Origin of the sequence: Dyella sp. AD56 (assembly GCF_002878475.1) — a bacterium.
Taxonomy (GTDB): domain Bacteria; phylum Pseudomonadota; class Gammaproteobacteria; order Xanthomonadales; family Rhodanobacteraceae; genus Dyella.
Genome location: NZ_NRDP01000015.1, coordinates 101,479 through 124,576, shown reverse-complemented (window position 1 = coordinate 124,576; position 23,098 = coordinate 101,479). Strand labels below are relative to the sequence as shown.

Below are 23,098 nucleotides of genomic sequence, written 5' to 3'. Positions count from 1 at the left end.
TGTTGGTCCTCAGCATCGAGTTCAGCGCCGCAGCGGGCGGCAACAACGAGACGACTCAATCTCCGCCTGGAACCTTCTTCCGATATGGTTCCGCATCCACTGTCAGATACTGCGGCTCCTCCACATCCAGTCGCAGGGCAGTGAGTTGCCCGCCCCACACGCATCCGGTGTCGATGGCATAGATGCCCAGGCCAGCGAAGCGACCCAGCGCCGACCAGTGCCCGCATACGATGCGCGTCTCGCGCCGGCGCATGCCAGGAACTTCAAACCAGGGATACATGCCAGGTTTTTGCGTCCCGGGTATGCCCTTGCTTTCGAAATCGATACGTCCCTGGATATCGCAGTAACGCATGCGGGTGAGCGTATTGATCGAGGCACGCATGCGTTCGACGCCTTGCAGGCGACTATTCCATGCGGCCGGGCGATTGCCGAAGAGGTTCTTCAACAGGCGCGGGTGGCGTGGGCTGCCGAGTTCCCGTTCGATTTCCTGGGCCGATCGCTGTGCCTGGCGCAGGGTCCAGATCGGGGCGAGGCCCGCGTGCACCATTGTCCAGTTGAGCTGCTCGTCGTGATGCAGCAGCTTTTGCGAGCGCAGCCATTCCAGTAGCACCGGCGCATCGTCCGCGAACAGCACTTCGCGCAGTTCGGGATTGACCTTCGACTGCGCTTCCGGGCGTCGTTGCGCGATAGCGAGCAGGCTCAGATCGTGATTGCCCAGCGTGATGATCGATTGCTCGCGCAGGCTGTGGATCAGGCGCAGAGTCTGCAGAGATTGTCCGCCGCGGTTGACCAGATCGCCGCAGAACCACAAGCGATCACTGGACGGGTCAAAGCGGATCTTGTCGAGCAGGCGTTGGAGTTCGGGATAGCAGCCCTGCACATCACCGATTGCGTACGTAGCCATCAGTGCAGAGTGCGCGGAATCGAAAGCGTGAACGGCGGGATCGGCGCTTCGAAGCGCGTGCCGTCGTCGGCCAGCATCTGATAGCTGCCCTGCATGATACCCACGGAGGTCTCCAGCACGGCGCCCGAGGTGTATTCGAACTGGTCGCCGGGACGGATCCACGGTTGTTCGCCGACGACCCCTTCGCCAGTGACTTCCTCAACCTTGCCGTTGGAATCGGTGATGATCCAGTGACGGGTCAGCAGGCGCGCGGCGACGTCGCCCGCATTGTGCAGCGTGATCGTGTAGGCGAAAACATAGCGGTTGTCGCCGGGACGGGATTGGTCGGGGACAAAGCGGGGTTCGACCTGCACGTCGATCGTGTAGGAAGATCGTTCATTCATGCCCCGATTGTAAGGGTTGTCGTGCCGCATGGGTGAAGCTTGCAGGCGACTCGCTGAATACGAGAAGCCCCCCCGAACGGCCGATGGTCGATCAGCCGGCGGGTACGCGTGCGAGGCGGACGTAATCGTGCGGGGAAAGTGTTTCGGCGCGTGCCTTAGGGTCGACGTCGGCACTCATGATCGCGTTGGCATCCATGAGATTCTTCAGAGCATTGCTTAACGTCTTGCGACGTTGCGCGAAAGCGGCCTTCACGATCGCGTAAATGCGCTCCGGGTCAGCATCGGGCAACTGCTCAGGGGGCAGCGGTACCAGCCTCACCACGGCCGAGTCCACCTTCGGCGGCGGCCGGAAGGCACCGGGCGGCACCACGAAGAGGGGCTCTACGCGGCAGGCTAGCTGCAACATGACCGAAAGGCGTCCATAGACCTTGCTGCCTGGCTCAGCGGCCATCCGGTCCACCACTTCCTTTTGCAGCATGAAATGCATGTCCTGGATCGCACGCGCGTGTTCCACGCAGTGGAACAGGATGGGGCTGGAGATGTAATACGGCAGGTTGCCGGCGACGCGCAGCCGTTCCACGCCGTGGCGGTGCGCGAGTGCAGTGAAGTCCACCTTCAGCACGTCGGAGTGGATGATGTTGAGTTCACCGACGCTGGCGGCGCGTGCCTGCAGGCCAGGGATCAGGTCCGTGTCCAGTTCGATCGCCGTGAGTTTGCCCGCCGCCGCGAGTAGAGGAAGCGTGAGTGCGCCTTCGCCGGGACCGATCTCCACCACGAAGTCGTCCGGACGCGGAGAAATCGCGCTGACGATGCGCTCGATGTAGCGCTTCTCGTGCAGGAAGTGCTGGCCGAAGCTTTTCTTGGGGCGGGCGTTCATGAAATTCCTTGCAGATGGACGCGGCGGCGTGCCACGAGCTCAAGCGCCATCTTCGCTGCTGCGATCAGGCTGGACGGATCGCCGCGACCCGTGCCGGCGAGATCGAGTGCTGTGCCGTGATCGACGGACGTGCGAATGAAAGGCAGGCCCAGCGTGAGGTTCACCGTGCGATCAAACGCTTCGCTCTTGAGTACCGGCAGTGCCTGATCGTGATACATCGCCAGCACGGCGTCATAGCGCTCTCGCATTGAGGGCACAAAGGCCGTATCGGCGGGCAAGGGGCCGAGCAGCCGCATGCCCTGAGCGCGCAGTTCGTCGAGCGCGGGAATGATGGTATCGAGTTCTTCGCGTCCGAGGTGACCGCCTTCGCCCGCGTGTGGGTTGAGGCCGAGTACGGCGATGCGTGGCTCAGGCAGGCCAAATTTATTGTGGAGTTCGCGATGGACGATGCGCAGCACGCGCACGAGCGCGTCGCGGGTGATCGATGCCGGTACGGCGGAGAGCGGGAGGTGTGTGGTTGCCAGTGTCACCCGTAGCTCCGGGCTTGCCAGCATCATCACCACGTCGGCGTTGGCGCGCTCGGCGAAGAACTCCGTGTGGCCACTGAAGCGAATGCCGGCTTCGTTGATCGAGGACTTCTGCAAGGGCGCCGTGACGATGGCGGCGTAGCGCCCGCTCATGCAGCCGTCAGCAGCTTCGGCCAGTGTGGCGAGTACGTGCCGGGCGTTGGCTGGGTCGGGCGTGCCAGGAGTCTCTGCGGCATCCAGCGGAATATGCCGGATACGCAATTGGCCGGGTCGGCGCTCCGTGATGTCGGTGCCGTCATCGTCGATTAGCTGGACGGGCTGACCGCAGCGCATGGCGGCGCGCTCCAGCAGGTTTCGATCCGTGACTGCAACGAAATTGGCCGCCAGCGGAGTGGCGGCCAATCGGATAAGCAGTTCGGGACCGATCCCCGCTGGCTCACCTGCGGTGATGGCCAGCCGGGGGAGGGTCTGGGCGTTCAACGTGGCCTCAGGAGGACTTCTGGCTCTGCTGGGCGTTCGGGTCGCGCAGTTCGGGTACCAGAATGTTGACGTAGGCGCCGGAACGCATCTCGCGCAGGTAGTCCTCATACGCCTGCTCGGCCTTGCGGTTACCAATGGCCTGGCGGGCCTGGTTGCGCTCCAGCTCGTCCGTGCGGTCGCTTTGGCGGGTGCCGAGGCGCTCAAGGATGTGCCAGCCAGCTTCGCTCTGGAACGGCTGCGAAACCTGCTCGTCCTTCAGATCGTTCAGGTGCTGGGCAATGGTGGAGCCCCAGTCGTTCTGCATGAACCAGCCCATGTCGCCGCCGTTGTTCGCGGTGGTGTCGTCCTTGGAGTTCTCCTTCGCCAGTTTCGCGAAGTCCTCATGTTTGTTGACGAGGCGGTTATACAGATCCTCGGCTTTCTGATGGGCCTGCTCCGGCGTCATCAGCTCGCTGGGGCGGATCAGGATCTGGCGGGCATGGAACTCCTGCACCACCTGGCGGCTGGGCTGGCGCTGCTCGATCAGCTTCAGGATATGGAAGCCGGTCGGACCGCGCATGGCCGGGGAGACGTCGCCGGGCTTCATGTTGCCCACGGCGTCGGCAAATGCCGGCGGGATTTCGTCCATGCGACGCCAGCCAAGGTCGCCGCCTTCGAGGGCATCCTGACCGTCCGAATAGCGGATGGCGGCCGCATGGAAGTCCATGCCGCCCTTGATGGCGTCGACGGCTTGGGTCGCCTTGTCCTGGGCTGCCTTGATATCGGCGGCGCTGGCGCCGGCCGGTACGCTGACCTGGATGTGCGCCAGGTGGACCTCGCCCGCCTTGTAGGTGGGGCTGGCCAGCATGTTGTTGATTTCGCTATCGGTAATGGTTACCTGGTCGCGAATCACGCTGTCATGCAGGCGCTGGGCGACCAACTGGTCGGACAACTGGTGGCGAAACGCGGCAAAGCTGCCGCCGTCGGCCTCCACGGCCGCGCGCAGCTGTTCCGGTGTCATGTGGTTCTGCTGAGCCACGGCATTCACTGCCTGGTCGACGTCGGCGTCAGACACGCGGATACCCTGGTCGTCGGCGCGTTGGACCTGCAGTTTCATCAGGACGAGGCGATCCAGCACCTGGCGCTGCAGCACGTCCATCGGGGGCAACTGGCCCGGATTGCTGGCGTACTGTTGCTGGACCGAACGCACGGCCTCGTTCAGCTCGCTCTGCAGGATCACCCCTTCGTCCACCACCGCCACGATACGGTCGAGCGGCTGGTTGCCCTGAGCCGTCTGCGGCAACAGTTGGGCATGAGCGGGCAGGGCGGTCGCGGTGGCGACCGCGAGCAGGAAGAACGCGAGAGGCTGCTTCATCAGAGTCCGGGGCCTTCAATCGCCGTAGGCGACAGGGAAGTTATTGATAACCAAGAATACCATTGCGCAGGATGTTTTCCGACTGACCGGAGAAGTTACCCATGCCCTTGAACTGCACTTCGAACATGATCGCCGTATTGGCCGAGCCAACCTGTGTCGTGGTGTCATAGGTGTTCACGTAACGGCGGGCCACCAGGCGCAACGCCACGCAACAGCTGTCGTACTGCACGCCGGCCGTGGCCTCCACAGTCTTTTTGTCAAGTACTGAGTAGGCCCAGTGGCCGATCAGGCGCCAGCGGTCGGAGAGGGGATAGACCACGGAGGCATCGTATTGTTCCAGTAGGGGCGTTTCCGAGCCGGGCTGTCGACGATAGCGGTAAGAGAAGTTGACGACGCCATCAGTCTTGAGACGGTACTGCACGCCGATGGCGCCAAGGTCGGTGAGACTGGTGTTGGGATTCCACTGATACTGGGACGTGACCTTCCAGTCGTCGTTGAGCTGACTGGTCAGGTCGATAACGTAGTCGGAGCCCGACCAGTTGGTGGCGGGCGTAACCGTATTGAGGCTGTTGGGCAACTGAACGCGCTGCTGAGTGAAGTAGCGGATCTGTCCGAAGTCGATGGACAAGCGCTCCACGCCGTTGTTGTCCAGCAGGCGCGTGGTCAGCATGGCGCTGAGATTATTCGCGTTGATCTGGCGGTCCCCGCCGGAATACGTGTTAGGCGTGAAAAGCTCCCAGGTGTCGAACGACATCAGGTTGGTGTCGAAGAGCGGGATATTGTTCTGGTTGCGATACGGGATATATAGGTAATACAGGCGCGGCTCGAGCGTCTGCGTATAGCTGGTGCCGAACAGCGATGTGCTTCGATCAAAGATCAAGCCGTTGTCGATGCTGACGATCGGTAGCGAGCGGCTGGGGGAGCCGTTGGTAAAGGGTGAGGTTTGCCCTGGTGCGAGTAGGCTACTGTAGTTCGGGCCATTCCCGGTGTAGCCGAACTGTTGGTAGTTGCCGATCAGGTCATAGCCGGTATAGCGGTAGGCGACCCTTGGCTTCACGAACCACGCGGCACCTTGGAAATCGGCCTGGATATAGGGATACAGGTCTAAGCGGTTGCCCTCGACCGCTTCATCCTTGCGGAATGCGACGGCCTCGGTGTTGGCGCCGACATCGAGCCAGCGGTTGATCGGGTAGTCCACAGTGAACGTGGCGCGCGGCCAACGTTTGTACTGCACGGTCGAGTCCGGTAACGAGTAGTCGACGTTCTGGTAGTAGTCCGCGCCGATGCTGGCGTTCCAGTACACCTTGTTCCACCACTTGCCACCGCCCGAAATGTAGGTGGACGAGGTCAACTGGCCGACGGATGTCGTGTAGAGATCGCTGCCGAAGTCGCGGAGATAGTTGCGATCGGATGCACGATTGACGCCGATATTGAGCGACCACGGCCCATAGATCTGCGTGTGATCGTTGTACTTGAGCAGCCAGCGGTTCTTGCCGTCGGTATTGGCGGTGCCGTCCGGATCACTCTGGCCGTTGTCGTGCGGCAGAAACTCGAAATTGATCTGTCCCAAGCTGCCGGGCACCAGATAGCGGAATTCGCTCGCCAGCATCACACCACGATCGGCATAGAGGCGGGGGTCGAGCGTGGCGTCGTAGTTGGGCGCCAGGTTGAGGTAGTACGGCGCGCTGATCGTGAACCCAGAGCGGCTGGAGCTGCCGAAGGAGGGCGTCAGGAAGCCGGTCTTGCGATCATCGTTGATCGGGAACGAGAAGGTCGGCAGCCAGAAGAACGGCACGCTGTACAGATACATCGTGGCGTTGTGCGCCACGCCCTCGCCAGTCTCCTTGTCCATGCGGATGTCCTTGGCATGGATCTCCCACACATGGTTGCCCACGTCGCAGGTGGAGTATGTGGCGACGAAGTAGCGGCTACGCTGGTCGTCCAGCATCTGGCCCTGCACCGCCACGCCGTTGCCGCGGTTAGTCAGCATCTGATAGGCGACGTTGTCGGCAATGGCTGTACTGGCATCTTGATTGCCGCGGATATGGTCCGACGAGGTGAGCTGCCCGGCTTCCTGGTAACGGACATTGCCACGCGCATCGAAGTCGGTGGTGTCCTGGTTGTAGTCAGTTACGTCCGACTGAATGCGCTGGTCAGCCCGGTCCACCTTCACGTTGCCTTCCAGGTGGTAGATGCTCTGGTTCGAGCTGTCCACGCGTTCCGCCACAACGTATGTGTTTGAGGTGTTGCGGACCGAACTGTCCTTGCTCATCGTCGGGTCGTAGAACGACAGCATGGCGTTAGGCCGACACATGCTGTAGTTCAGCGGGCGCTGCGGGCAGCGGTACGTGCCCAGCGGGCAGGACGGCACTGTCGACCGCGGAGCGTTGCTCGGCGGAGACGTCGGTGAAGGCTGATCGGGGTTAGTCGGCGCCGTCGGGCTGGGCTGATCCAATGCCGACTGTGCCTCGACCGGGCCACCGAACAGGGCGAGGGCGGCGGCAACCGCCAACAGGCGGCGAGGGGGCAGGTGGCGCGGAGGGAGCTTGGGCGTCACGATGGCAGTCTGTCGGCTGGGAGGCTCGTAAAACTAGCAGAAAGGCCCCGTGGACGGCAGTTGGTAGGGTCACCCCCGAGAACAGGATTCAGCATGACTGATCAGAAAACAGCCAAAAGCGATGACCAGTGGCGTGCTGAGCTGACGCCGCAGCAATATGCGGTGTGCCGGTGTTCGGCGACCGAGCCGCCGTTCAGTGGCAAGTGGTACCGCCACAAGGTCGCGGGGACTTACGTCTGCGTGGCTTGCCGGGTGCCGCTGTTTGCGTCCGAGGCCAAGTACGACTCGGGCTCAGGTTGGCCAAGCTTTTTTCAGCCGCTGACCCGTCAAGCTGTTGGCCTCCGGCAGGACGAGAGCCACGGCATGCGCCGCACCGAGGCGCGCTGTGCCGCATGTGAGTCGCATCTGGGGCATGTCTTTCCGGATGGCCCCAAGCCCACTGGCTTGCGCTATTGCATCAATTCAGTGGCGTTGGATTTCGTGCCCGCCGGCGATTGATTCAAGCTTCGAGCAGTTCGCCTACGTGGGCGGCGACGCTGGTGGAGAGGGCGAGCAGGTTGTAGCCGCCTTCCAGGGTCGACACGATCCGGCCCTGGGCATGGGCGTGCGCAACATCGACCAGCCGCTGGGTGATCCATGCGTAGTCTTCGCTACCCAGGCGCAGATCGGCCAATGGGTCGTTGCGATGCGCATCGAAGCCCGCCGACACCAGCAGCAGCTGTGGCCGAAAGGCGTGCAGCCTTGGAATCAGCACGCCTTCCCACAACTCGCGAAATTCATAGGAGCCGTCCCCAGGCGATAGCGGTGCGTTGACGATATTGCCAACGCCGTGCTCATCAGGGCTCCCCGTTTCCGGGTACAGCGGCATCTGATGACTGGAGATAAACAGCACGCGCGGCTCGCGGGCGAAGATGTCCTGCGTGCCATTGCCGTGATGGACGTCGAAGTCGGCGATGGCCACACGCTTGAGGCCGTGCTCGGCCATGGCATGCGCCGCGCCCACGGCCACGTTGTTGAACAGGCAGAAGCCCATGGCGCGCTCAGGCGTGGCGTGGTGCCCGGGCGGACGCACCGCGCAGAATGCCTTGCCGCCCTGGGCGCTCATTACCGCGTCCACGGCCGCCACCACGGCGCCGGCTGCGCGTAGCGCGGCTTCGGCCGAGCCGGCCGACATCAGTGTGTCTTCGTCGAGGCGGATTGTGCCGTCCTGAGGCGCGATGCCGAGAATGTGCTCTACGTGTTCGGCTGCATGCACGCGCAGCAATTGCTCGCGCGTGGCGCGAGGCGCCTCGATGCGGTCGAGCGCGGCGAAGCGATCACTGTCCAGTGCCTGCAGGACGGCGCGAAGGCGGGCCGGGGATTCAGGCTGGGCCGGGCCGGGATCGTGCTGCAGACAACTGGCGTGGGTGTAGAGCCGCAGCATCGAGGATCAGGCCTGAGGCTTTCGCCGACGCTCGTGATTCCAGAGCACCTCGCCGTGACCGCTGGTGCGGGCCAGCACGCGAGACACGACGAACAGCAGGTCGGAGAGGCGGTTGAGGTAACGCTGCGCCTGGGGACGCACTTCCTCCACACGCCCAAGTCCAATCACTTCGCGTTCGGCGCGGCGGCACACGGTGCGTGCGAGATGGCAGCAAGAGGCCGCCATGCCGCCGCCAGGCAGGATGAAGTCTTTAAGCGGCGGCAGCGGGTCGTTGAACGCATCGAGCACCTGTTCCAGGCGCTCGATATCAGCGTCGTGGACCATCGCCATGCCGGGAATGCACAGCTCACCGCCGAGGTCGAACAGATCGTGCTGCACCTGCGTCAGCGCTTCCCGCACATCGTCGGCGACACCGTCGGATGCCAGCACCATGCCTAGCGTGCTGTTGAGTTCGTCTACTGTGCCGTAGGCGGAAACACGCAGAGAATCCTTGGCTACGCGCGAGCCATCGCCAAGGCCGGTGCTGCCGTCATCGCCCGTGCGGGTGTAGATCTTCGAGAGGCGGTTACCCATAGAGATCAGCGCGACAGCCGGGAGGAATCGGCATGACCCAGCAGGCGCGACAACTGCACCACCAGGCCGTGCATCACCAAGCCAAGCGCCACATAAAGCACCGTGGTTTCGAGGAAGAAACCGTACCAGTCAGTCATGTTGGAGAACCACGCGGCGACGCTGCGCGGCTGCGGCACACTGTTGCTCAGCCAATAGAAGCTGCCATTGGAGATCACGTAGCAGGCCAGCCAGCTCACCAGTACGGCGCTGACGGTGAGCGCGAGGCTGCTGGCGTTGAAGCCGAGCTTGCGTCCGGCCAACCAGCTACCACCCAGCCACAGGCTGAGATACGACGGCACCAGGAACCAGTAGGCCGCGGAGACGCAGTAGTGATCCCAGAAGTTGATGCCCTGGTTGCTGATGACCAGGTAATCGACCAGCACGGCCTCGACCATCAGCAGGGGGAACGCCCAGCGTGCCGAACTGCGCAGCCAGAAGCCGGCCAGAAAGAAGATGCCCCACGACGCATCCCAGATGTCGTGATGGAACAGCGAAAGATGGATGCGCGTGGCAGCCATCACCGCGGCCAGGGCCAGGAAGATGCCCAGGCGCTGGGTCTGCGTCTTAGCCATGAGTTGCTCCAGAATAAGGTCGCGTCGTAAGCAGAGACTGAGTTTAGCGCAATTGCGCGAAGCCCAGATGGGGCAGGCCCCGGGCGCGTATGATTCGGCGCCATGACGAACTCATCCTTTCAGGCGGCTGCACGGCAGCCGGTGCTCATCGTTGGCGGCGGGCTGGTTGGTGCCAGTCTGGCCATCGCCCTGGACGCTGCGGGCATCGACGCCGTTATGGTCGAGGCAGCCGCGCCGCGGGTGGGCGAGCAGCCAAGCTACGACGAGCGCAATCTGGCGCTGGCTCGATCTACCGTGAACGGCCTGACCGCCATTGGCGTGTGGAAGCACGCACAGGCGCAGGCTACGGCGATCCGTCATATCCACGTCACGCGGGCTGGCGAGTTCGGCAGCGTGCAGATGGATGCCGCGCGCCAGGGCGTCGATGCGATGGGCTGGACACTGCCCGCGCGCGAACTCGGTGCGGCGTTGTTGCGTCGGCTCGATGAATGCACACGCCTGCGCCGCCTGGCGCCGGCCCGCGTCGAGTCACTGGAACCGTTGGCCGAGGGTTGGCGTGCCCGTATCCAAACCAGCGAAGGGCCAGTCGATATCGACACCCCCTTGCTGGTTGGTGCCGATGGCGCGGGCTCCTTCGTGCGCGAACGCCTGGGCATCGAGGCGGAACGCCACGATTACCGGCAGACTCTGTTCGTCTGCACGATGACGCCGGAGCGCGATCACGCGCATCGTGCCTATGAGCGCTTTGCGGACAACGGCCCGATTGCACTGCTTCCCCTTGCCGGTCGCCGCTGCGGACTGGTGCTCACCGTGCCGCAGCATGAGGCCAAGTTGGTTGAGGCGATGGACGATGAAGCCTTTGTCGCGTTGGCGCAGGAGCGATTCGGCTGGCGTCTGGGCCGCCTGAGCCGACCGGGCAAGCGCCATCCTTATGCGATCCAGCGCGTCGCCGCTCGTTCGCTGGTGTCTGGACGTGCTGTGCTGGTCGGTAATGCCGCGCAGACCGTGCATCCCATTGGCGCGCAGGGCTTTAACCTCGGATTGCGCGACGCGCTCACGTTGGCCGAGTTGCTCACCGGTGCTGCCGATCCCGGCGCGGAAGGGCTGCTAGCGAACTACGCCGCCCGCCGCGCGCCGGATCGCGAAGGCACCATGGTGATGAGCCACGGACTGGTGCAACTGGCCTGTCTGCCGCAGCCGCTGCTGGGGCCGTTGCGCTCAATGGCCATGCTGGCATTCGATCGCGTGCCACCGCTGCAACGCCTGATGGCCCGTCGTGGCATGGGTTTTCGCGGCGAGCCGCCCAAGGCCGTGCTGGAGCGCTTGCCATGAACGCGACGGCTTCTTCTCGCCACGAATCATCGCGTCGTCGCGGCCCGGCCCTCGACATCGCGGTAGTCGGCGGTGGCATGGTGGGTGCGGCGGCAGCACTGGCACTGGCCCGTGCCGGGTTCGCCACGGCGCTGATCGAGGCACGCGCACCGGCACCGTGGTCCGCGAATGACGATGTGGATCTTCGCGTGGTCGGGCTGGCGCCATCGTCGATCGCCCTCCTGCACGAGCTTGGCGTCTGGACGTCCATCCGCACCTCGCGCGCAAGCCCTTATGCACACATGCACGTGTGGGACGCGGCGAGTGGTTCGGCCATCCATTTCGATGCTGCCGACGACGATCGCGACCTGCTGGGCTACATCGTGGAAAACAACCTTGTGCAGTGGCAGCTTTGGCAGGCGCTGGATGCCGCCGGCGTGCGTCGCCTTTGCCCTGCAAAGGTCAGTAGCTATGAGGCGCTTGAAGACCGTGTGCAGTTGTCCTTGAACGGCGCCGAGACCGACGCGGTTTCCGCCCGTTTGCTGGTCGCCGCCGATGGCGCGGCCTCACCCTTGCGCGCGATGGCGGGCATTGATACCAAGGGGCGCGATTACGCCCAACGTGGCGTCGTTGCACACGTACAGACCGAGCGGCCGCACGAGGGAACAGCATGGCAGCGCTTCCTGGACACTGGGCCGCTGGCCTTGTTGCCGCTGGCCGATGGCCGCAGCTCCATCGTGTGGTCCTTGCCGGAAGACGAAGCGCAGCGCGTGCTCGCGCTGGACGATGAAGCATTCTTTGGGGAGCTGGGCGTGGCCAGCGACTTCCGCCTTGGCCGCATCACGGGTGCCACGCCACGCGCAGCGTTCCCGTTGCGGCTGCAACTGGCCGAAACCTATCAGGCCGAGCGCTTCGTACTGCTCGGCGATGCGGCGCATGCGGTGCATCCGCTGGCGGGGCAGGGCGTGAACCTTGGTTTGCGCGATGTCGCCGAGTTGCGCGACACGCTGGTCGCCGCTCGCGACGCGGGCAGTGATATCGCGGCCGCGCACGTGTTGCGCCGGTATGCGCGTCGCCGGCGCAGTGCCGATACCGTCGATGCCCTCGGTTTCGACGCGCTGGCGCGCATCTACGCATGGCAATCGTCGCCATGGGTGGCGGCGCGCGGTCTCGGGGTGAAACTGATCGACAAACTGTCACCCATCAAGCGCAGACTGGCAAAGCACGCCGCTGGTCTATAGACCTGCAGGGAAGTGACATGGGTGGCAAATACGTTTGCAAGGAACATGGTCCCCTGGGGAAGATGGCCTGTGTCAGCGCCTCACTGGGCCCGCTGATACTCCAAGGATCGCTGGCGGGGGCCAGTGTCCATCCGATTCGGACGCTTAGCCCTGATCGTGCCGAAGCTCATCGAGTAAGCAGCGCTTATTTGGACGCCCAGGACTTCGAGCGGGTTGTGGCCTATCTCAAGTCAAACGATCGGGCGGAGCTTTGCTTGGTAGATCGGGCGCGATCAGCGAAGGCATTGAATGATCGCCTCTTCATGCAAAAAATGAAGCGCAGTTTTCGTTTGGCATGTCCCGCTTGTCTGGCTCAAGCGCTGGAAAAAAATAGCTGATTTACCCGTGGTAGTCACCGCAATAAGGAGATCCTCATGCGCATTGCCCGCCTTTGCAGTTTTCTGTTGTTTGCAGGATTCACCGTCGCCGCGCAGGCGAAGATGGTGGAAAAGCCGACCGAGTGGACGCAGGACGGCACCACCTTTCACAGCGTGCTGGTCTACGACGACGCGGTGACCACCAAGCGCCCGGGCCTGGTCATGGTGCCTAACTGGTATGGCGTGAACGATCTCGCCATCAAGAAGGCGGAGATGATCGCCGGCAAGGACTACGTGATCCTGCTCACCGACATGTACGGCGCGAAGATCCGCCCGACCAATGATGACGAAGCCAAGGCTGCGATCAAGCCGCTCTACGGCGACCGCGTACTGATGCGCAAGCGCGCCAATATGGCGCTGGATCAGTTGAAGGCGCAGGCCAAGACCGCACCCATCGACGTCAGCAAGCTCGCCGCGATCGGCTTCTGTTTCGGCGGCACGGCGGTTCTTGATCTTGCGCGCAGTGGCGCCGACGTGGCCGCCGTCGTGTCGTTCCATGGTGGCCTGCAGACGGATGATCCGTCACTGGCCAAGAACATCAAGGCACGCGTGCTAGTGATGAACGGCGCCGATGACAAGGGCACCATGCCCGACGCCGACAAGTTCTTGGACGAAATGCGCGCCACCAAGGTCGACTGGCAGTTCGTTGTGCTGGGCAATGCCGTGCACTGCTTCACCGAGACCGATCAGCACAGCGCCGGATGTGCCTATGACGAACGTGCCGCTCAGCGCAGCTATCGCATGATGCGGGATTGGCTGCACGGGGCGTTCAACGGTACGCCGTAATCCGGTCGTGAATCGGGGCGCACACTTCTTGTGCGCTCCCTAGGCTCAGAAGCTGCGCTGCACCGAATAGTCCGCCAGCGTCGCCATGGCATCGCGCCATGGCGAATCGGGCAGCACGCGCAACGCGTCGCGCGCAGCGTCGGCGTGCATCACCGCACGCTCGTGGGTGCGCTCCAGTGCACCGGAATCGCGGATGGCCGCGATGATGCGGTCCAGCGAATCCAGCCCGCCGTGCTCAATGGCATGGCGCAGCGACTGTTTCTGTTCGGCATCCGCCCGTTGCAGTGCGTAGATCAGCGGCAGCGTGGGCTTGCCCTCGGCGAGGTCGTCGCCGATGTTCTTGCCCAGCGTGCCCGCGTCGGACACATAGTCGAGCAGGTCGTCGGCGATCTGGAACGCATAACCCAACTGCATACCGTAGTGGCGCAGGGCAGCGCATTGATCCGCTGGTAGCCCGCCGAGCAGCCCGCCGAGTTCCGTCGCGGCGGCGAACAGCACTGCCGTCTTGCGTTCGATCACATTGAGGTAGGACGCCTCGTCGACGTCGGCATTGCCGATGTTGAGCAATTGCAGCACCTCGCCTTCGGCGATGGTGTTGGTGGTATTGGCCAGGATGCGCATGATGCGCATGTCATCCAGCTCAACCATCATCTGGAACGAACGCGAGTAGAGGAAGTCACCCACCAGCACGCTGGCGGCGTTGCCCCACAGCGCGTTGGCCGTCTTGCGGCCGCGGCGCAGATCCGACTCGTCCACCACGTCGTCGTGCAGCAGGGTGGAGGTGTGGATGAACTCGATGACAGCCGCCAGCTTGATGTGGTGCTCGCCGTGGTAACCCGCCGCATTGGCGGCCAGCACATGCAGCATCGGACGCAGTCGCTTGCCACCGCCCGCGATGATGTGGTCGGCGATCTGGTTGATCAGCACCACGTCCGACGAAAGGCGTTGGCGGATCAGCGAGTCGACCCGGTGCATGTCTGCGGCGGCGAGCCCTCGGACGGCGGCAAAGTCGGCAGAGCGGCGGGTGTCGGCTTGGGTCGTGGTCATGAGGCGATCGTAGCGTCGTATCCAGGGATTATAGAGAGAGAACAGCGCAAGAAACCGCCGCGACACGGCACCACGGTTGGTTTTTTGGACCGAAACGTAATAATCGTTGCCTGATGCGACCCTTTTAAGAAGCCCCCGGTGAGCAAACTCTCCCCCCTTGAGCGGCGCAGTGCGTTGACCCTGGCCTGCGTGATCAGCCTGCGTTTGTTTGGTCTGTTCCTGATCATGCCGGTGTTTTCGCTGTATGCGCAGCGCCTGCCGGATGCAACGCCGTGGCTGATCGGGTTGGCCCTGGGCGTGTATGGGTTGGGGCAGGTCCTGCTGCAAATCCCGCTTGGGTTGCTGTCTGACCGCATCGGCCGTAAGCCCGCAATTACCCTGGGTCTGCTGGTGTTCGCGGCCGGCGGCCTGGTGGCGGCGATGTCGCACACGCTGCTCGGCATCGTGATCGGGCGGGCCTTGCAGGGTATGGGCGCTGTCGCCGGGGCGGGAACGGCGCTGGCCGCCGACCTGACCCGGCATGAGAACCGCAGCAAGGTGATGGGCATCATTGGCGTCTCTATTGGCGTGGCGTTCCTGCTGGCGCTGATCCTGGGGCCGCCGCTGGAAGCACTTGGCGGGTTGCCGGGCCTGTTTGCCGCTACCTCCGTCCTTGCGCTGGCAGCCCTGGTGTTGCTGTGGTTGATCGTGCCCACACCAGAGCGGCCTTCGGCACCGGCGTCCGCCTCGCTCGGTGGCGTTCTATCGATGCTGCGTGACGGCCGCCTGCTGGTGCTCAACGGCTCGGTGTTCTTCCTGCACCTGCTGTTGACGGCCAGTTTCGTGGGCTTGCCGCTGCTGTTGGCGGACCGCCTGCAGCTGCCGGTGAATCGCCATTGGGAGCTCTACCTCCCGGTGATGGTGATCGCCGCCTTCGTGATGGGCGCCTGTCTGCGCCGCATGCGCGATCTGGCACAGAGCCTGCGAGTAGTGGCCGTGTGCGTGGTGGCAGTGGGGCTCGGGTTGCTCGGCCTCGGCGTGGCCGGGACCCACGTCGCTGCGTTGGGGCTGGCGGCCGCCGTGTTCTTCTCGGCCTTTAACCTGCTGGAAGCGGCCTTGCCCAGCCTGGTCTCCCAACTGGCGCCGGGGGCATTACGCGGCGCGGCCATGGGGGCCTATTCGACCAGCCAGTTCCTGGGCGCTTTCGTGGGCGGTGCCGTGGGTGGCATAGCGCTGGGGCGTCTGGGTATCGAGGGCATTTTCCTGTGCTCCGCGGCCCTGACTTTGCTTTGGTTGCCGCTGGTTCTGCTGGGTGCCCGGCGGATGGCCGGTGCCGCAGGTCTGGCAGGCGGCACCGCCGAGGCCTCCAGCGGCGCCTGACTGCTAAAAAGAGCGCAAAACCACATTGCGTTTGCGCCCCGTAACCCCAATCATCGTGGCGCTGGGCGGCGTGTCGCCGCCTGATAGGGCGGCGAGGTTGGCGTCCATGGCTCACCACATCATCGAACTCATCGCGCAGTACGGACTGCTGCTGGTTTTCGTCAACGTGCTCGTCGAGCAGGCGGGCGTTCCCGTGCCCGCCGTGCCCACCATGATCGTGGCCGGCGCGCTGGCATCGATGGAGCGGCTTCCATTGACGGGCGTGGCGGCGGCGGCTGTGCTCGCCTGCCTCCTGGCCGATTACGCCTGGTATGCGGCCGGCCGCTATTTCGGCGGCAGCGTCATGCGTACGCTGTGCCGTATTTCCTTGTCCCCCGACTCTTGCGTCAGGCAGTCGGAACTGCGATTCCAGAAGTGGCGCGGAAGCATCTTGCTGCTGGCCAAGTTTGTGCCAGGCCTGTCCACCGTAGCCCCGCCGCTGGTCGGTGCAATGGGATTGCGCACGGCGCCTTTCATCCTGTTCGACGGCCTGGGTTCGCTCATGTGGGTGGGCACGGCAGTCAGCCTTGGGTACATCTTCGCCAATCAGATCGATGCGGTGCTGATGGCCTTGGCCAATGCCGGCAGCGTGGCGCTCATGTTCATTGGCTGCCTGCTCGCGCTCTACATCATCGTCAAGTGGTGGCAGCGGCATCACCTGATGCGCACCCTGCGCATGGCGCGCATCACTGTGGAAGAACTCAACGACGTCGTGAACAACGGCGGCAACCCGGTCATCGTGGATGTGCGTTCGGATGGCGCGCGGCTGGTTGACGCGCGTGTCATTCCCGGTGCCTTGCTGGCAGATATCAACAGCATCGAGCGCATCGCCGATACCGTGCCGCCGGACACGGAGCTGGTGCTCTATTGCACCTGCCCCAACGAATACTCCGCGGCGCTGGTGGCCAAGGCGCTGATGCTGCGGGGGTACAAGCGCGTGCGTCCGCTGCTGGGCGGCCTGGACGCCTGGGATGCGGCAGGCTACCCGGTGCATCGCATGTCGGTGGCGGAAGAGGTCGTGGTTTCTCACGCCGTTTGATTCGCGTGTCCTGGGCGCTGTAACCCAGGTACGGGGCAAATTTTTACGGCTTCTATACGCGGCCGATGGAAATCACTACCCCTTTCTTATGCGCCACTGCCGACAATTTTCATCGTTAACTAACACGGTGAATCGGGCATCCATGGACGCCATCTACCTCCTTTTTTCGATCGTGCTGTTCGCTGCGGCGCTCGGCTTCCTGCTGATCTGCGACCGCCTGGGCCGCCGCCCTTGACGACCGCCGGTCGCCGCTGTTGGCGACCGGGTCCGCGCCTTTCCTCCGGGAGACTCCTTCAATGAACGCGTTGTATTTCGTGGCTGCCGTCATTGCGGTGGCCCTGACGGGCTACCTGTGCGTGGCCCTGCTCAAACCGGAGTGGTTCGAATGACCACCTTTGACATTTTCCAGGTTGTGCTCTTCGTGGGCGTGCTGCTCGTGCTTATCAAGCCGGTCGGCGCCTACATGGCATTGGCCTTCGCCGATACGTCCAACGGCGTGAATCGCGTGGGTGGCAAGGTCGAGCATCTGCTCTACCGTCTCTCGGGCGTGAGTGCCGACGATCAGATGAGCTGGAAGCGCTATGCCATCGCCATGTTGCTGTTCAACATGGCTGGCCTGTTCCTGCTGTACGCCTTGCAGCGCGTGCAGCAGTGGCTTCCGCTGAACCCTCAGCATTTCGATGCGCTGTCGCCGGATCTGGCGATGAATACCGCCATCAGCTTCGTCAGCAACACCAACTGGCAGGCTTACGGCGGCGAAAACACCATGAGCTACCTGACCCAGATGGTGGGTCTTGCGGTGCAAAACTTCCTGTCGGCCGCCACGGGTATTGCCGTGCTGCTGGCGGTGGTGCGTGGCTTCACGCGCCGCAGTGCCGATAGCGTTGGCAACTTCTGGGTCGATATGACCCGCAGCACGCTCTATGTGTTGTTGCCGTTCTCGCTGGTGGTCGCGCTGCTGCTTTCCTCGCAGGGTGTGGTGCAGAACTTCAAGAACTATGTCGATGTTCCGCTCATGCAGAACACGACGGCCGTCGAAACGGTGAAGGACGCTGCCGGCAACACGGTGAAGGACGCTCAGGGCAAGGACGTGACCAAGTCGAGTACGGTCAGCACGCAGACCTTGCCGATGGGCCCGGCCGCCTCGCAGATCGCGATCAAGCAGCTCGGCACCAATGGCGGCGGCTTCTTCAACGCGAACTCGGCCCACCCGTATGAAAACCCGACGCCGTTCAGCAACTTTATCGAGATGCTGGCGATCTTCCTGATTCCTGGGGGACTTTGCTACACGTTTGGCAGCATGGTCGGCGACCGCCGCCAGGGCTGGGCGATCCTCGCCACCATGCTGCTCATTTTTGTCCCTCTCGCCTTCGGCGCCATCGCCGCCGAACAGGCCGGCAACCCGGCACTGCACGGCCTGGCCGTCGACCAGCAGGCCTCCGCGCTGCAGGCCGGTGGCAACATGGAAGGCAAGGAAACGCGCTTCGGTATCGCTGCCAGCGGTCTGTTCTCCACCGTCACCACCGCAGCCTCGTGCGGCGCAGTGAACAACATGCACGACTCGCTTACCCCGCTGGGTGGCCTGGTGCCGATGTGGCTGATGCAGTTGGGTGAGGTGATCTTCGGCGGTGTCGGTTGCGGTCTCTACGGCATGCTGGCCTTCGCCGTGGTCGCGGTGTTCATCGCTGGCCTGATGGTGGGCCGTACACCCGAATACCTGGGCAAGAAGATCGAAGCGCATGAAATGAAGATGGCCAGCCTCGCCGTGCTGGTGCCCTGTGCGCTGGTGGTGATCTGCACGGCTATCGCGGTGATGACGCCGGCGGGTGTGGCGGGCGTGGGCAACCCGGGTGCGCACAGCTTCAGCGAGATCCTCTACGCGGTGTCGTCGGCCTCGAACAACAACGGCAGCGCGTTCGGCGGTCTCTCGGCAAATACCCCGTTCTGGAATGTGTTGCTGGGCGTGTGCATGTACCTGTCGCGCTTCCTGCTCGCCATCGCGATGCTTGCCATGGCCGGCTCGTTGGCCGCCAAGCGCCACGTGCCACCGTCGGCCGGCACGCTGCCCACGCATACACCGCTGTTCGTGACCCTGCTTGCTTGCGTGGTGGTTGTGGTGGGCGCGCTCACCTTCCTCCCCGCGCTGGCGCTCGGCCCCATCGCCGAATTCCTGATGTCGGTGCGCTGATCGGCGCACGAAGGAACATTGATCCATGACAACGACTCATACCCCCGTCCACGGCGTTCGCAGTTTCGACCGCGACCTGATCGTGAAAGCCATCGCGGATTCGTTCCGCAAACTGTCGCCGAAGCAGCAGTTCCGCAACCCGGTGATGTTCGTGGTGTTCGTGTGCAGCGTGCTGACCACTTTGCTGTGGGTACAAGCGCTGACCGGCCACGGCGAGGCGCCAACCAGCTTCATCTTCTGGGTGACGATCTGGCTGTGGTTCACTCTGCTGTTCGCCAACTTTGCCGAAGCGCTGGCAGAGGGCCGCGGCAAGGCACAGGCTGCTGCACTGCGCAGCTCGCGCAAAGATGTGGTGGCCAAGCGCCTCGCTGCGCCGACCAAGGACTCCGCCGTGACGTTCACGCCGTCTTCCGAACTGCGCGTGGGTCATCACGTGCTGGTCGAGGCGGGCGAACAGATGCCCGGCGACGGCGAAGTGGTGATGGGCGCGGCTAGCGTCGATGAAAGCGCTATCACCGGCGAATCCGCGCCGGTGATCCGCGAATCCGGCGGTGACCGCAGCGCGGTGACCGGTGGCACGCGTGTACTGTCGGACTGGCTGGTGGTGCGCATCACCGCCAATCCGGGCGAAAGCTTCCTGGATCGCATGATCGCCATGGTGGAAGGCGCATCGCGTCGCAAGACACCCAACGAGATTGCACTCACCATCCTGCTGGCGAAGTTCACCCTGATCTTCCTGCTGGCCTGTGCCACGCTGCTGCCGTACTCCATTTACAGCGTGCAGGTGGCTGGCTCGGGCAATCCCATCACGCTCACCGTGCTGGTGGCGCTGCTGGTGTGCCTGATTCCCACCACCATCGGCGCGTTGCTCTCGGCCATCGGTATTGCGGGCATGGATCGCATGATCCGCGCCAACGTCATCGCGACCTCCGGCCGTGCGGTGGAAGCGGCGGGCGATGTAGACGTACTGCTGCTCGACAAGACCGGCACCATCACGCTGGGCAACCGCCAGGCTGTCGCCTTCGTACCGGCTCCGGGCGTCGAGGAAGCCAGGCTCGCCGATGCCGCGCAACTGGCCTCGCTGGCGGATGAAACGCCGGAAGGCCGCAGCATCGTCGTGCTGGCCAAGGAGCGTTTCGGCATCCGCGAGCGTCAGCTGGAAGAAGGTCACGCCGAGTTCGTGCCGTTCACCGCACAGACCCGCATGAGCGGCGTGAACCTCGGTGAGCGCCTGATCCGCAAGGGCGCGCTGGACGCGGTGGAACGCTACCTGGAATCCTGCGGTAGCCATCTACCGCCGCTGGTCAAGCGCATGGCCGAAGACATCGCGCGTCGTGGTGCCACGCCGCTGATCGTCACGGAAGGCGCCGTCGCCCTGGGTGTGATCGAGCTGAAGGACATTGTGAAGGGCGGTATCCGTGAGCGCTTCGCCGAAATGCGCCGCATGGGCATCAAGACCATCATGATCACCGGCGACAACCCGCTGACGGCCGCCGCGATCGCGGCAGAAGCCGGCGTGGACGACTTCCTCGCCGAAGCCACCCCGGAAGCCAAGCTCAAGTTGATCCGCAAGATCCAGGCCGAGAACCGCCTGGTGGCCATGTGCGGCGACGGTACCAACGATGCCCCTGCGCTGGCCCAGGCCGACGTGGCGGTGGCGATGAACACCGGCACCCAGGCGGCCAAGGAAGCCGGCAACATGGTGGATCTGGATTCCAACCCCACCAAGCTCATCGAGGTGGTGGAGATTGGCAAGCAGATGCTGATCACGCGCGGTTCGTTGACCACGTTCTCCATCGCCAACGACATCGCCAAGTACTTCGCCATCATCCCGGCAGCCTTTGCGACCACGTACCCGGCGCTGAACACGCTCAACGTGATGAAGCTCGCCACCCCGCAGAGCGCTATCCTGTCGGCGGTGATCTTCAACGCGCTCATCATCATCTTCCTGATTCCATTGGCGCTGAAGGGCGTGAAGTACCGCGCGCTGGGTGCAGGCGCCTTGCTTCGTCGCAACCTGCTCGTCTACGGCCTCGGCGGCATCGTGGTTCCGTTCCTGGGCATCAAGGTGATCGATATGTTGCTGGTGCTTTGCGGCTTGGCCTGATCAACGCGCCAAACCGTCTGGAAACGTCATTCCCGCAGGGCGGGAATGATGGCTCGATAAACCAATCGCACTCGACTCCTGGAGTCATTGCCATGCAGATCCTCAAGCTTTCCGTTTCGCTGCCCGACGACACCCATCCGGACATGGAGCTTCGGCTTTCCTCGAACGACTCCGCCTGCGACGTGGTGATCGCACTGCCGGCGCAGGGACGGACGCGCATCCAGTCGCGTGACACGGATGCGCCGCACAGCGAGCAGGACGACTACGTACTCGGCGGCTACGCCGGCATCTGATACGAGGCCGCAAGAAAGCGGCCCATCATTCTCTACTCACAAAAAGGACGGCTCGCCCCGGGCCGGTTTCAGGAACACCCATGATGTCCAAGAAGGTTCTTTCAGTTGCGTTGTTGTTGGCGCTTGCCCCGGCGGGTCAAGTCTTCGCCGAAGGCATCACCGCTGCTGCGACTGACGTCGCTCCCGCGGCCAGCCTCGACGACGGTACCACCCATAACACTATGCCGCCGGCATCGAGTGATGATTGTTCGCAGGGTTTCTTCTCCCGCCTTGGCGCTGCCTATCGCGAAGATGCACAGCCGGCCGACCCGAATGCACCGGCACCCGCCCGCCGCGCGATGGACGCGCCGCTCGACTCGCCGCCGTTCCCCAGCAGTGAATGGCAGCTGGGTGGCGTTGCTGCGCCCATCGGCGTCCCGACGTCCTATGGGCAGTACCCGCTGCAGAAAGCGCTGTCGTGCACCAAGCTCGGCAACTGGATGAAGCGCAACCGCATCGAGATCAACGGCTGGATCAATCCTTCGGCCAACGTGAGCTCGTCCAGCTTCACCAACTACCCGTTGTCGTACGCCACACGCCCCAATCGCGTGGAGTTCGACCAGCTTGTGTTCAACATCACCCGCGTCGAAGACACCGTGCAGACGGATCACGTGGACTGGGGTTTCAACATCTCCACGCTGTACGGCTACGACTATCACTACACGGTGAGCAAGGGCGTATTCAGCAACCAGCTGTTGAATAACCCCAAGTCGAACAGCGCGCTCAACGGCAAGATCTACGGCGTCGACCCGATGCTGTTCTACTACGATCTGTACATCCCGTCGGTCGCGGAGGGCATGGTGATCCGTATCGGTCGCTATCTGTCACTGCCCGACATCGAGGCGCAGTTCTCGCCGCAGAACTACCTGGTGACGCACTCCATCCTTTACACGGTGGATCCGTACACCCAGACCGGCATCATGACCACCACGCGTCTGAGTCAGCAGTGGACCGTGCAGTTGGGCATCAATGCGAGCAACGACACGGCGCCGTGGAACCATTCGGCACGGCCCACGCTGCAAGGTTGCGTGCGCTGGGTGTCGAAAGACAACAACGACATGCTTTACCCCTGCATCAACAGCTGGAACACCTCCGACTACAACTACAACAACGTGCAGATGTACGTGATGACCTGGGGCCATCGCTTCAGCCAGAGCGTGCACATGCAGACCGAGGCCTACTACATGTACGGCCGCAACATTCCTGGCTTTGGGCCGGATGGCGAGCCAGGCGTGGTGGCCTCGTCACCGTATCCGGGCAAGGCCGGCGAGTACGGCGTGGTGAATTACCTGAACTTCGAGTTGAACTCCAGCAACATGCTGTCGTTCCGCAACGAGTTCTACAACGACCAGAAAGGTCAGCGCACCGGTTACGCCACCAAGTACAGCAGCCACACGCTGGGCCTGACGCACTGGGTGTCGTCGGACCTGGAGATCCGCCCGGAGATTCGCTACGAGCACTCGTACGATGTGAACGCGTACAACGGCGGCAAGAAGAACTACCAGGCAGTCGCTATGGTCGACGCCATCCTTCACTACTGAGGT

Annotated in this window: 22 protein-coding genes; 12 read left to right on the top strand and 10 right to left on the bottom strand. The window is 63.4% G+C overall.

What is annotated here, in order from left to right; translation table 11 throughout:
- Positions 1 to 55 precede the first annotated feature (55 nt).
- The 6 genes from DyAD56_RS11545 to lptD all read right to left on the bottom strand — a co-directional run bounded on the left by DyAD56_RS11545 (position 56) and on the right by lptD (position 7,082).
- Positions 56 to 904: a symmetrical bis(5'-nucleosyl)-tetraphosphatase gene (locus DyAD56_RS11545; protein WP_102302914.1), complete on the bottom strand. Its 849-nt coding sequence runs from the start codon at positions 902 to 904 to the stop codon at positions 56 to 58.
- Positions 904 to 1,287 carry a Co2+/Mg2+ efflux protein ApaG gene (gene apaG, locus DyAD56_RS11540; protein ID WP_102302991.1) on the bottom strand — a complete coding sequence of 128 codons (384 nt, stop codon included), beginning with the start codon at positions 1,285 to 1,287 and terminating at the stop codon, positions 904 to 906. Before apaG ends, DyAD56_RS11545 begins: the two co-directional genes overlap by 1 nt.
- A 91-nt stretch (positions 1,288 to 1,378) precedes the next feature.
- On the bottom strand, positions 1,379 to 2,164 hold the full coding sequence (gene rsmA, locus DyAD56_RS11535) for a 16S rRNA (adenine(1518)-N(6)/adenine(1519)-N(6))-dimethyltransferase RsmA (RefSeq protein WP_102302913.1): 786 nt from the start codon (positions 2,162 to 2,164) through the stop codon (positions 1,379 to 1,381).
- Positions 2,161 to 3,171: a 4-hydroxythreonine-4-phosphate dehydrogenase PdxA gene (pdxA, locus tag DyAD56_RS11530; RefSeq protein ID WP_233202391.1), complete on the bottom strand. Its 1,011-nt coding sequence runs from the start codon at positions 3,169 to 3,171 to the stop codon at positions 2,161 to 2,163. The genes rsmA and pdxA overlap by 4 nt, the downstream gene beginning before the upstream one ends.
- 7 nt (positions 3,172 to 3,178) lie before the next feature.
- The gene (locus DyAD56_RS11525) at positions 3,179 to 4,525 is read right to left on the bottom strand and encodes a peptidylprolyl isomerase (RefSeq protein WP_102302911.1); all 1,347 of its coding nucleotides are present in this window, start codon (positions 4,523 to 4,525) and stop codon (positions 3,179 to 3,181) included.
- A gap of 40 nt (positions 4,526 to 4,565) precedes the next feature.
- Positions 4,566 to 7,082: an LPS assembly protein LptD gene (gene lptD, locus DyAD56_RS11520; RefSeq protein ID WP_102302910.1), complete on the bottom strand. Its 2,517-nt coding sequence runs from the start codon at positions 7,080 to 7,082 to the stop codon at positions 4,566 to 4,568.
- A gap of 93 nt (positions 7,083 to 7,175) precedes the next feature.
- Between lptD and msrB the strand changes: the two genes are divergently transcribed.
- Positions 7,176 to 7,580, top strand: a complete 405-nt coding sequence (gene msrB, locus DyAD56_RS11515) for a peptide-methionine (R)-S-oxide reductase MsrB (RefSeq protein WP_102302909.1) — start codon at positions 7,176 to 7,178, stop codon at positions 7,578 to 7,580.
- A 1-nt stretch (position 7,581) separates the two neighbouring features.
- Here msrB and DyAD56_RS11510 read toward each other — a convergent pair whose 3' ends face one another.
- The 3 genes from DyAD56_RS11510 to DyAD56_RS11500 are packed head-to-tail and all read right to left on the bottom strand — an operon-like array spanning position 7,582 to position 9,689.
- On the bottom strand, positions 7,582 to 8,505 hold the full coding sequence (locus DyAD56_RS11510) for a histone deacetylase family protein (protein WP_102302908.1): 924 nt from the start codon (positions 8,503 to 8,505) through the stop codon (positions 7,582 to 7,584).
- 6 nt (positions 8,506 to 8,511) lie between these two features.
- Positions 8,512 to 9,078 carry a cob(I)yrinic acid a,c-diamide adenosyltransferase gene (locus DyAD56_RS11505; RefSeq protein WP_102302907.1) on the bottom strand — a complete coding sequence of 189 codons (567 nt, stop codon included), beginning with the start codon at positions 9,076 to 9,078 and terminating at the stop codon, positions 8,512 to 8,514.
- A 5-nt stretch (positions 9,079 to 9,083) separates the two neighbouring features.
- Positions 9,084 to 9,689, bottom strand: coding sequence for a hypothetical protein (locus tag DyAD56_RS11500; protein ID WP_102302906.1), 606 nt, complete (start codon positions 9,687 to 9,689; stop codon positions 9,084 to 9,086).
- A 102-nt stretch (positions 9,690 to 9,791) separates the two neighbouring features.
- On the opposite strand from DyAD56_RS11500, the gene ubiH reads away from it, so the two are divergent.
- From ubiH to DyAD56_RS11480, 4 genes are read left to right on the top strand one after another with little or no spacing between them, the layout of a single operon-like run.
- The gene (gene ubiH / locus DyAD56_RS11495; protein ID WP_102302905.1) at positions 9,792 to 11,021 is read left to right on the top strand and encodes a 2-octaprenyl-6-methoxyphenyl hydroxylase; all 1,230 of its coding nucleotides are present in this window, start codon (positions 9,792 to 9,794) and stop codon (positions 11,019 to 11,021) included.
- The gene (locus DyAD56_RS11490; protein ID WP_102302904.1) at positions 11,018 to 12,241 is read left to right on the top strand and encodes an FAD-dependent oxidoreductase; all 1,224 of its coding nucleotides are present in this window, start codon (positions 11,018 to 11,020) and stop codon (positions 12,239 to 12,241) included. The genes ubiH and DyAD56_RS11490 overlap by 4 nt, the downstream gene beginning before the upstream one ends.
- Positions 12,242 to 12,258: 17 nt before the next feature.
- The gene (locus tag DyAD56_RS11485; RefSeq protein WP_102302903.1) at positions 12,259 to 12,618 is read left to right on the top strand and encodes a hypothetical protein; all 360 of its coding nucleotides are present in this window, start codon (positions 12,259 to 12,261) and stop codon (positions 12,616 to 12,618) included.
- A 36-nt stretch (positions 12,619 to 12,654) separates the two neighbouring features.
- Positions 12,655 to 13,443: a dienelactone hydrolase family protein gene (locus tag DyAD56_RS11480; protein WP_102302902.1), complete on the top strand. Its 789-nt coding sequence runs from the start codon at positions 12,655 to 12,657 to the stop codon at positions 13,441 to 13,443.
- Positions 13,444 to 13,488: 45 nt separating this feature from the next.
- Here the strand turns inward: DyAD56_RS11480 and DyAD56_RS11475 are convergent, their stop codons facing one another.
- Entirely contained in the window at positions 13,489 to 14,490 is a 1,002-nt protein-coding gene (locus DyAD56_RS11475) for a polyprenyl synthetase family protein (protein WP_102302901.1), read from the bottom strand.
- 138 nt (positions 14,491 to 14,628) lie between these two features.
- On the opposite strand from DyAD56_RS11475, the gene DyAD56_RS11470 reads away from it, so the two are divergent.
- The 7 genes from DyAD56_RS11470 to DyAD56_RS11440 all read left to right on the top strand — a co-directional run bounded on the left by DyAD56_RS11470 (position 14,629) and on the right by DyAD56_RS11440 (position 23,095).
- A complete protein-coding gene (locus tag DyAD56_RS11470) occupies positions 14,629 to 15,849 on the top strand; it encodes an MFS transporter (RefSeq protein ID WP_102302900.1) in 1,221 nt (406 codons plus the stop codon).
- Positions 15,850 to 15,955: 106 nt separating this feature from the next.
- Positions 15,956 to 16,927, top strand: a complete 972-nt coding sequence (locus DyAD56_RS11465; protein ID WP_102302899.1) for a VTT domain-containing protein — start codon at positions 15,956 to 15,958, stop codon at positions 16,925 to 16,927.
- Between the two features lie 296 nt (positions 16,928 to 17,223).
- Positions 17,224 to 17,316 (top strand): K(+)-transporting ATPase subunit F, encoded by a 93-nt coding sequence (kdpF, locus tag DyAD56_RS11460; RefSeq protein WP_074545624.1) that lies wholly within the window; start codon positions 17,224 to 17,226, stop codon positions 17,314 to 17,316.
- Positions 17,313 to 19,115 carry a potassium-transporting ATPase subunit KdpA gene (gene kdpA, locus DyAD56_RS11455; RefSeq protein ID WP_102302898.1) on the top strand — a complete coding sequence of 601 codons (1,803 nt, stop codon included), beginning with the start codon at positions 17,313 to 17,315 and terminating at the stop codon, positions 19,113 to 19,115. The genes kdpF and kdpA overlap by 4 nt, the downstream gene beginning before the upstream one ends.
- Before the next feature lie 25 nt (positions 19,116 to 19,140).
- Positions 19,141 to 21,222: a potassium-transporting ATPase subunit KdpB gene (kdpB, locus tag DyAD56_RS11450; RefSeq protein ID WP_102302897.1), complete on the top strand. Its 2,082-nt coding sequence runs from the start codon at positions 19,141 to 19,143 to the stop codon at positions 21,220 to 21,222.
- Positions 21,223 to 21,314: 92 nt separating this feature from the next.
- Positions 21,315 to 21,515 carry a hypothetical protein gene (locus DyAD56_RS11445; protein ID WP_102302896.1) on the top strand — a complete coding sequence of 67 codons (201 nt, stop codon included), beginning with the start codon at positions 21,315 to 21,317 and terminating at the stop codon, positions 21,513 to 21,515.
- An 80-nt stretch (positions 21,516 to 21,595) separates the two neighbouring features.
- Positions 21,596 to 23,095, top strand: coding sequence for an outer membrane beta-barrel protein (locus DyAD56_RS11440; protein ID WP_199178949.1), 1,500 nt, complete (start codon positions 21,596 to 21,598; stop codon positions 23,093 to 23,095).
- The last annotated feature ends 3 nt before the right edge of the window (positions 23,096 to 23,098 follow it).

Bases quoted from the DNA above. Each gene is read 5' to 3' on its own strand.
- DyAD56_RS11485 (WP_102302903.1), top strand. From the start codon at position 12,259: ATGGGTGGCAAATACGTTTGCAAGGAACATGGTCCCCTGGGGAAGATG.
- kdpB (WP_102302897.1), top strand. From the start codon at position 19,141: ATGACAACGACTCATACCCCCGTCCACGGCGTTCGCAGTTTCGACCGC.
- DyAD56_RS11500 (WP_102302906.1), bottom strand. From the start codon at position 9,689: ATGGCTAAGACGCAGACCCAGCGCCTGGGCATCTTCCTGGCCCTGGCC.
- DyAD56_RS11510 (WP_102302908.1), bottom strand. From the start codon at position 8,505: ATGCTGCGGCTCTACACCCACGCCAGTTGTCTGCAGCACGATCCCGGC.
- DyAD56_RS11445 (WP_102302896.1), top strand. From the start codon at position 21,315: ATGCAGATCCTCAAGCTTTCCGTTTCGCTGCCCGACGACACCCATCCG.
- kdpF (WP_074545624.1), top strand. From the start codon at position 17,224: ATGAACGCGTTGTATTTCGTGGCTGCCGTCATTGCGGTGGCCCTGACG.
- DyAD56_RS11475 (WP_102302901.1), bottom strand. From the start codon at position 14,490: ATGACCACGACCCAAGCCGACACCCGCCGCTCTGCCGACTTTGCCGCC.
- DyAD56_RS11545 (WP_102302914.1), bottom strand. From the start codon at position 904: ATGGCTACGTACGCAATCGGTGATGTGCAGGGCTGCTATCCCGAACTC.
- rsmA (WP_102302913.1), bottom strand. From the start codon at position 2,164: ATGAACGCCCGCCCCAAGAAAAGCTTCGGCCAGCACTTCCTGCACGAG.
- apaG (WP_102302991.1), bottom strand. From the start codon at position 1,287: ATGAATGAACGATCTTCCTACACGATCGACGTGCAGGTCGAACCCCGC.
- DyAD56_RS11480 (WP_102302902.1), top strand. From the start codon at position 12,655: ATGCGCATTGCCCGCCTTTGCAGTTTTCTGTTGTTTGCAGGATTCACC.
- kdpA (WP_102302898.1), top strand. From the start codon at position 17,313: ATGACCACCTTTGACATTTTCCAGGTTGTGCTCTTCGTGGGCGTGCTG.
- DyAD56_RS11505 (WP_102302907.1), bottom strand. From the start codon at position 9,078: ATGGGTAACCGCCTCTCGAAGATCTACACCCGCACGGGCGATGACGGC.
- ubiH (WP_102302905.1), top strand. From the start codon at position 9,792: ATGACGAACTCATCCTTTCAGGCGGCTGCACGGCAGCCGGTGCTCATC.
- DyAD56_RS11440 (WP_199178949.1), top strand. From the start codon at position 21,596: ATGATGTCCAAGAAGGTTCTTTCAGTTGCGTTGTTGTTGGCGCTTGCC.
- DyAD56_RS11525 (WP_102302911.1), bottom strand. From the start codon at position 4,525: ATGAAGCAGCCTCTCGCGTTCTTCCTGCTCGCGGTCGCCACCGCGACC.
- DyAD56_RS11465 (WP_102302899.1), top strand. From the start codon at position 15,956: ATGGCTCACCACATCATCGAACTCATCGCGCAGTACGGACTGCTGCTG.
- msrB (WP_102302909.1), top strand. From the start codon at position 7,176: ATGACTGATCAGAAAACAGCCAAAAGCGATGACCAGTGGCGTGCTGAG.
- DyAD56_RS11490 (WP_102302904.1), top strand. From the start codon at position 11,018: ATGAACGCGACGGCTTCTTCTCGCCACGAATCATCGCGTCGTCGCGGC.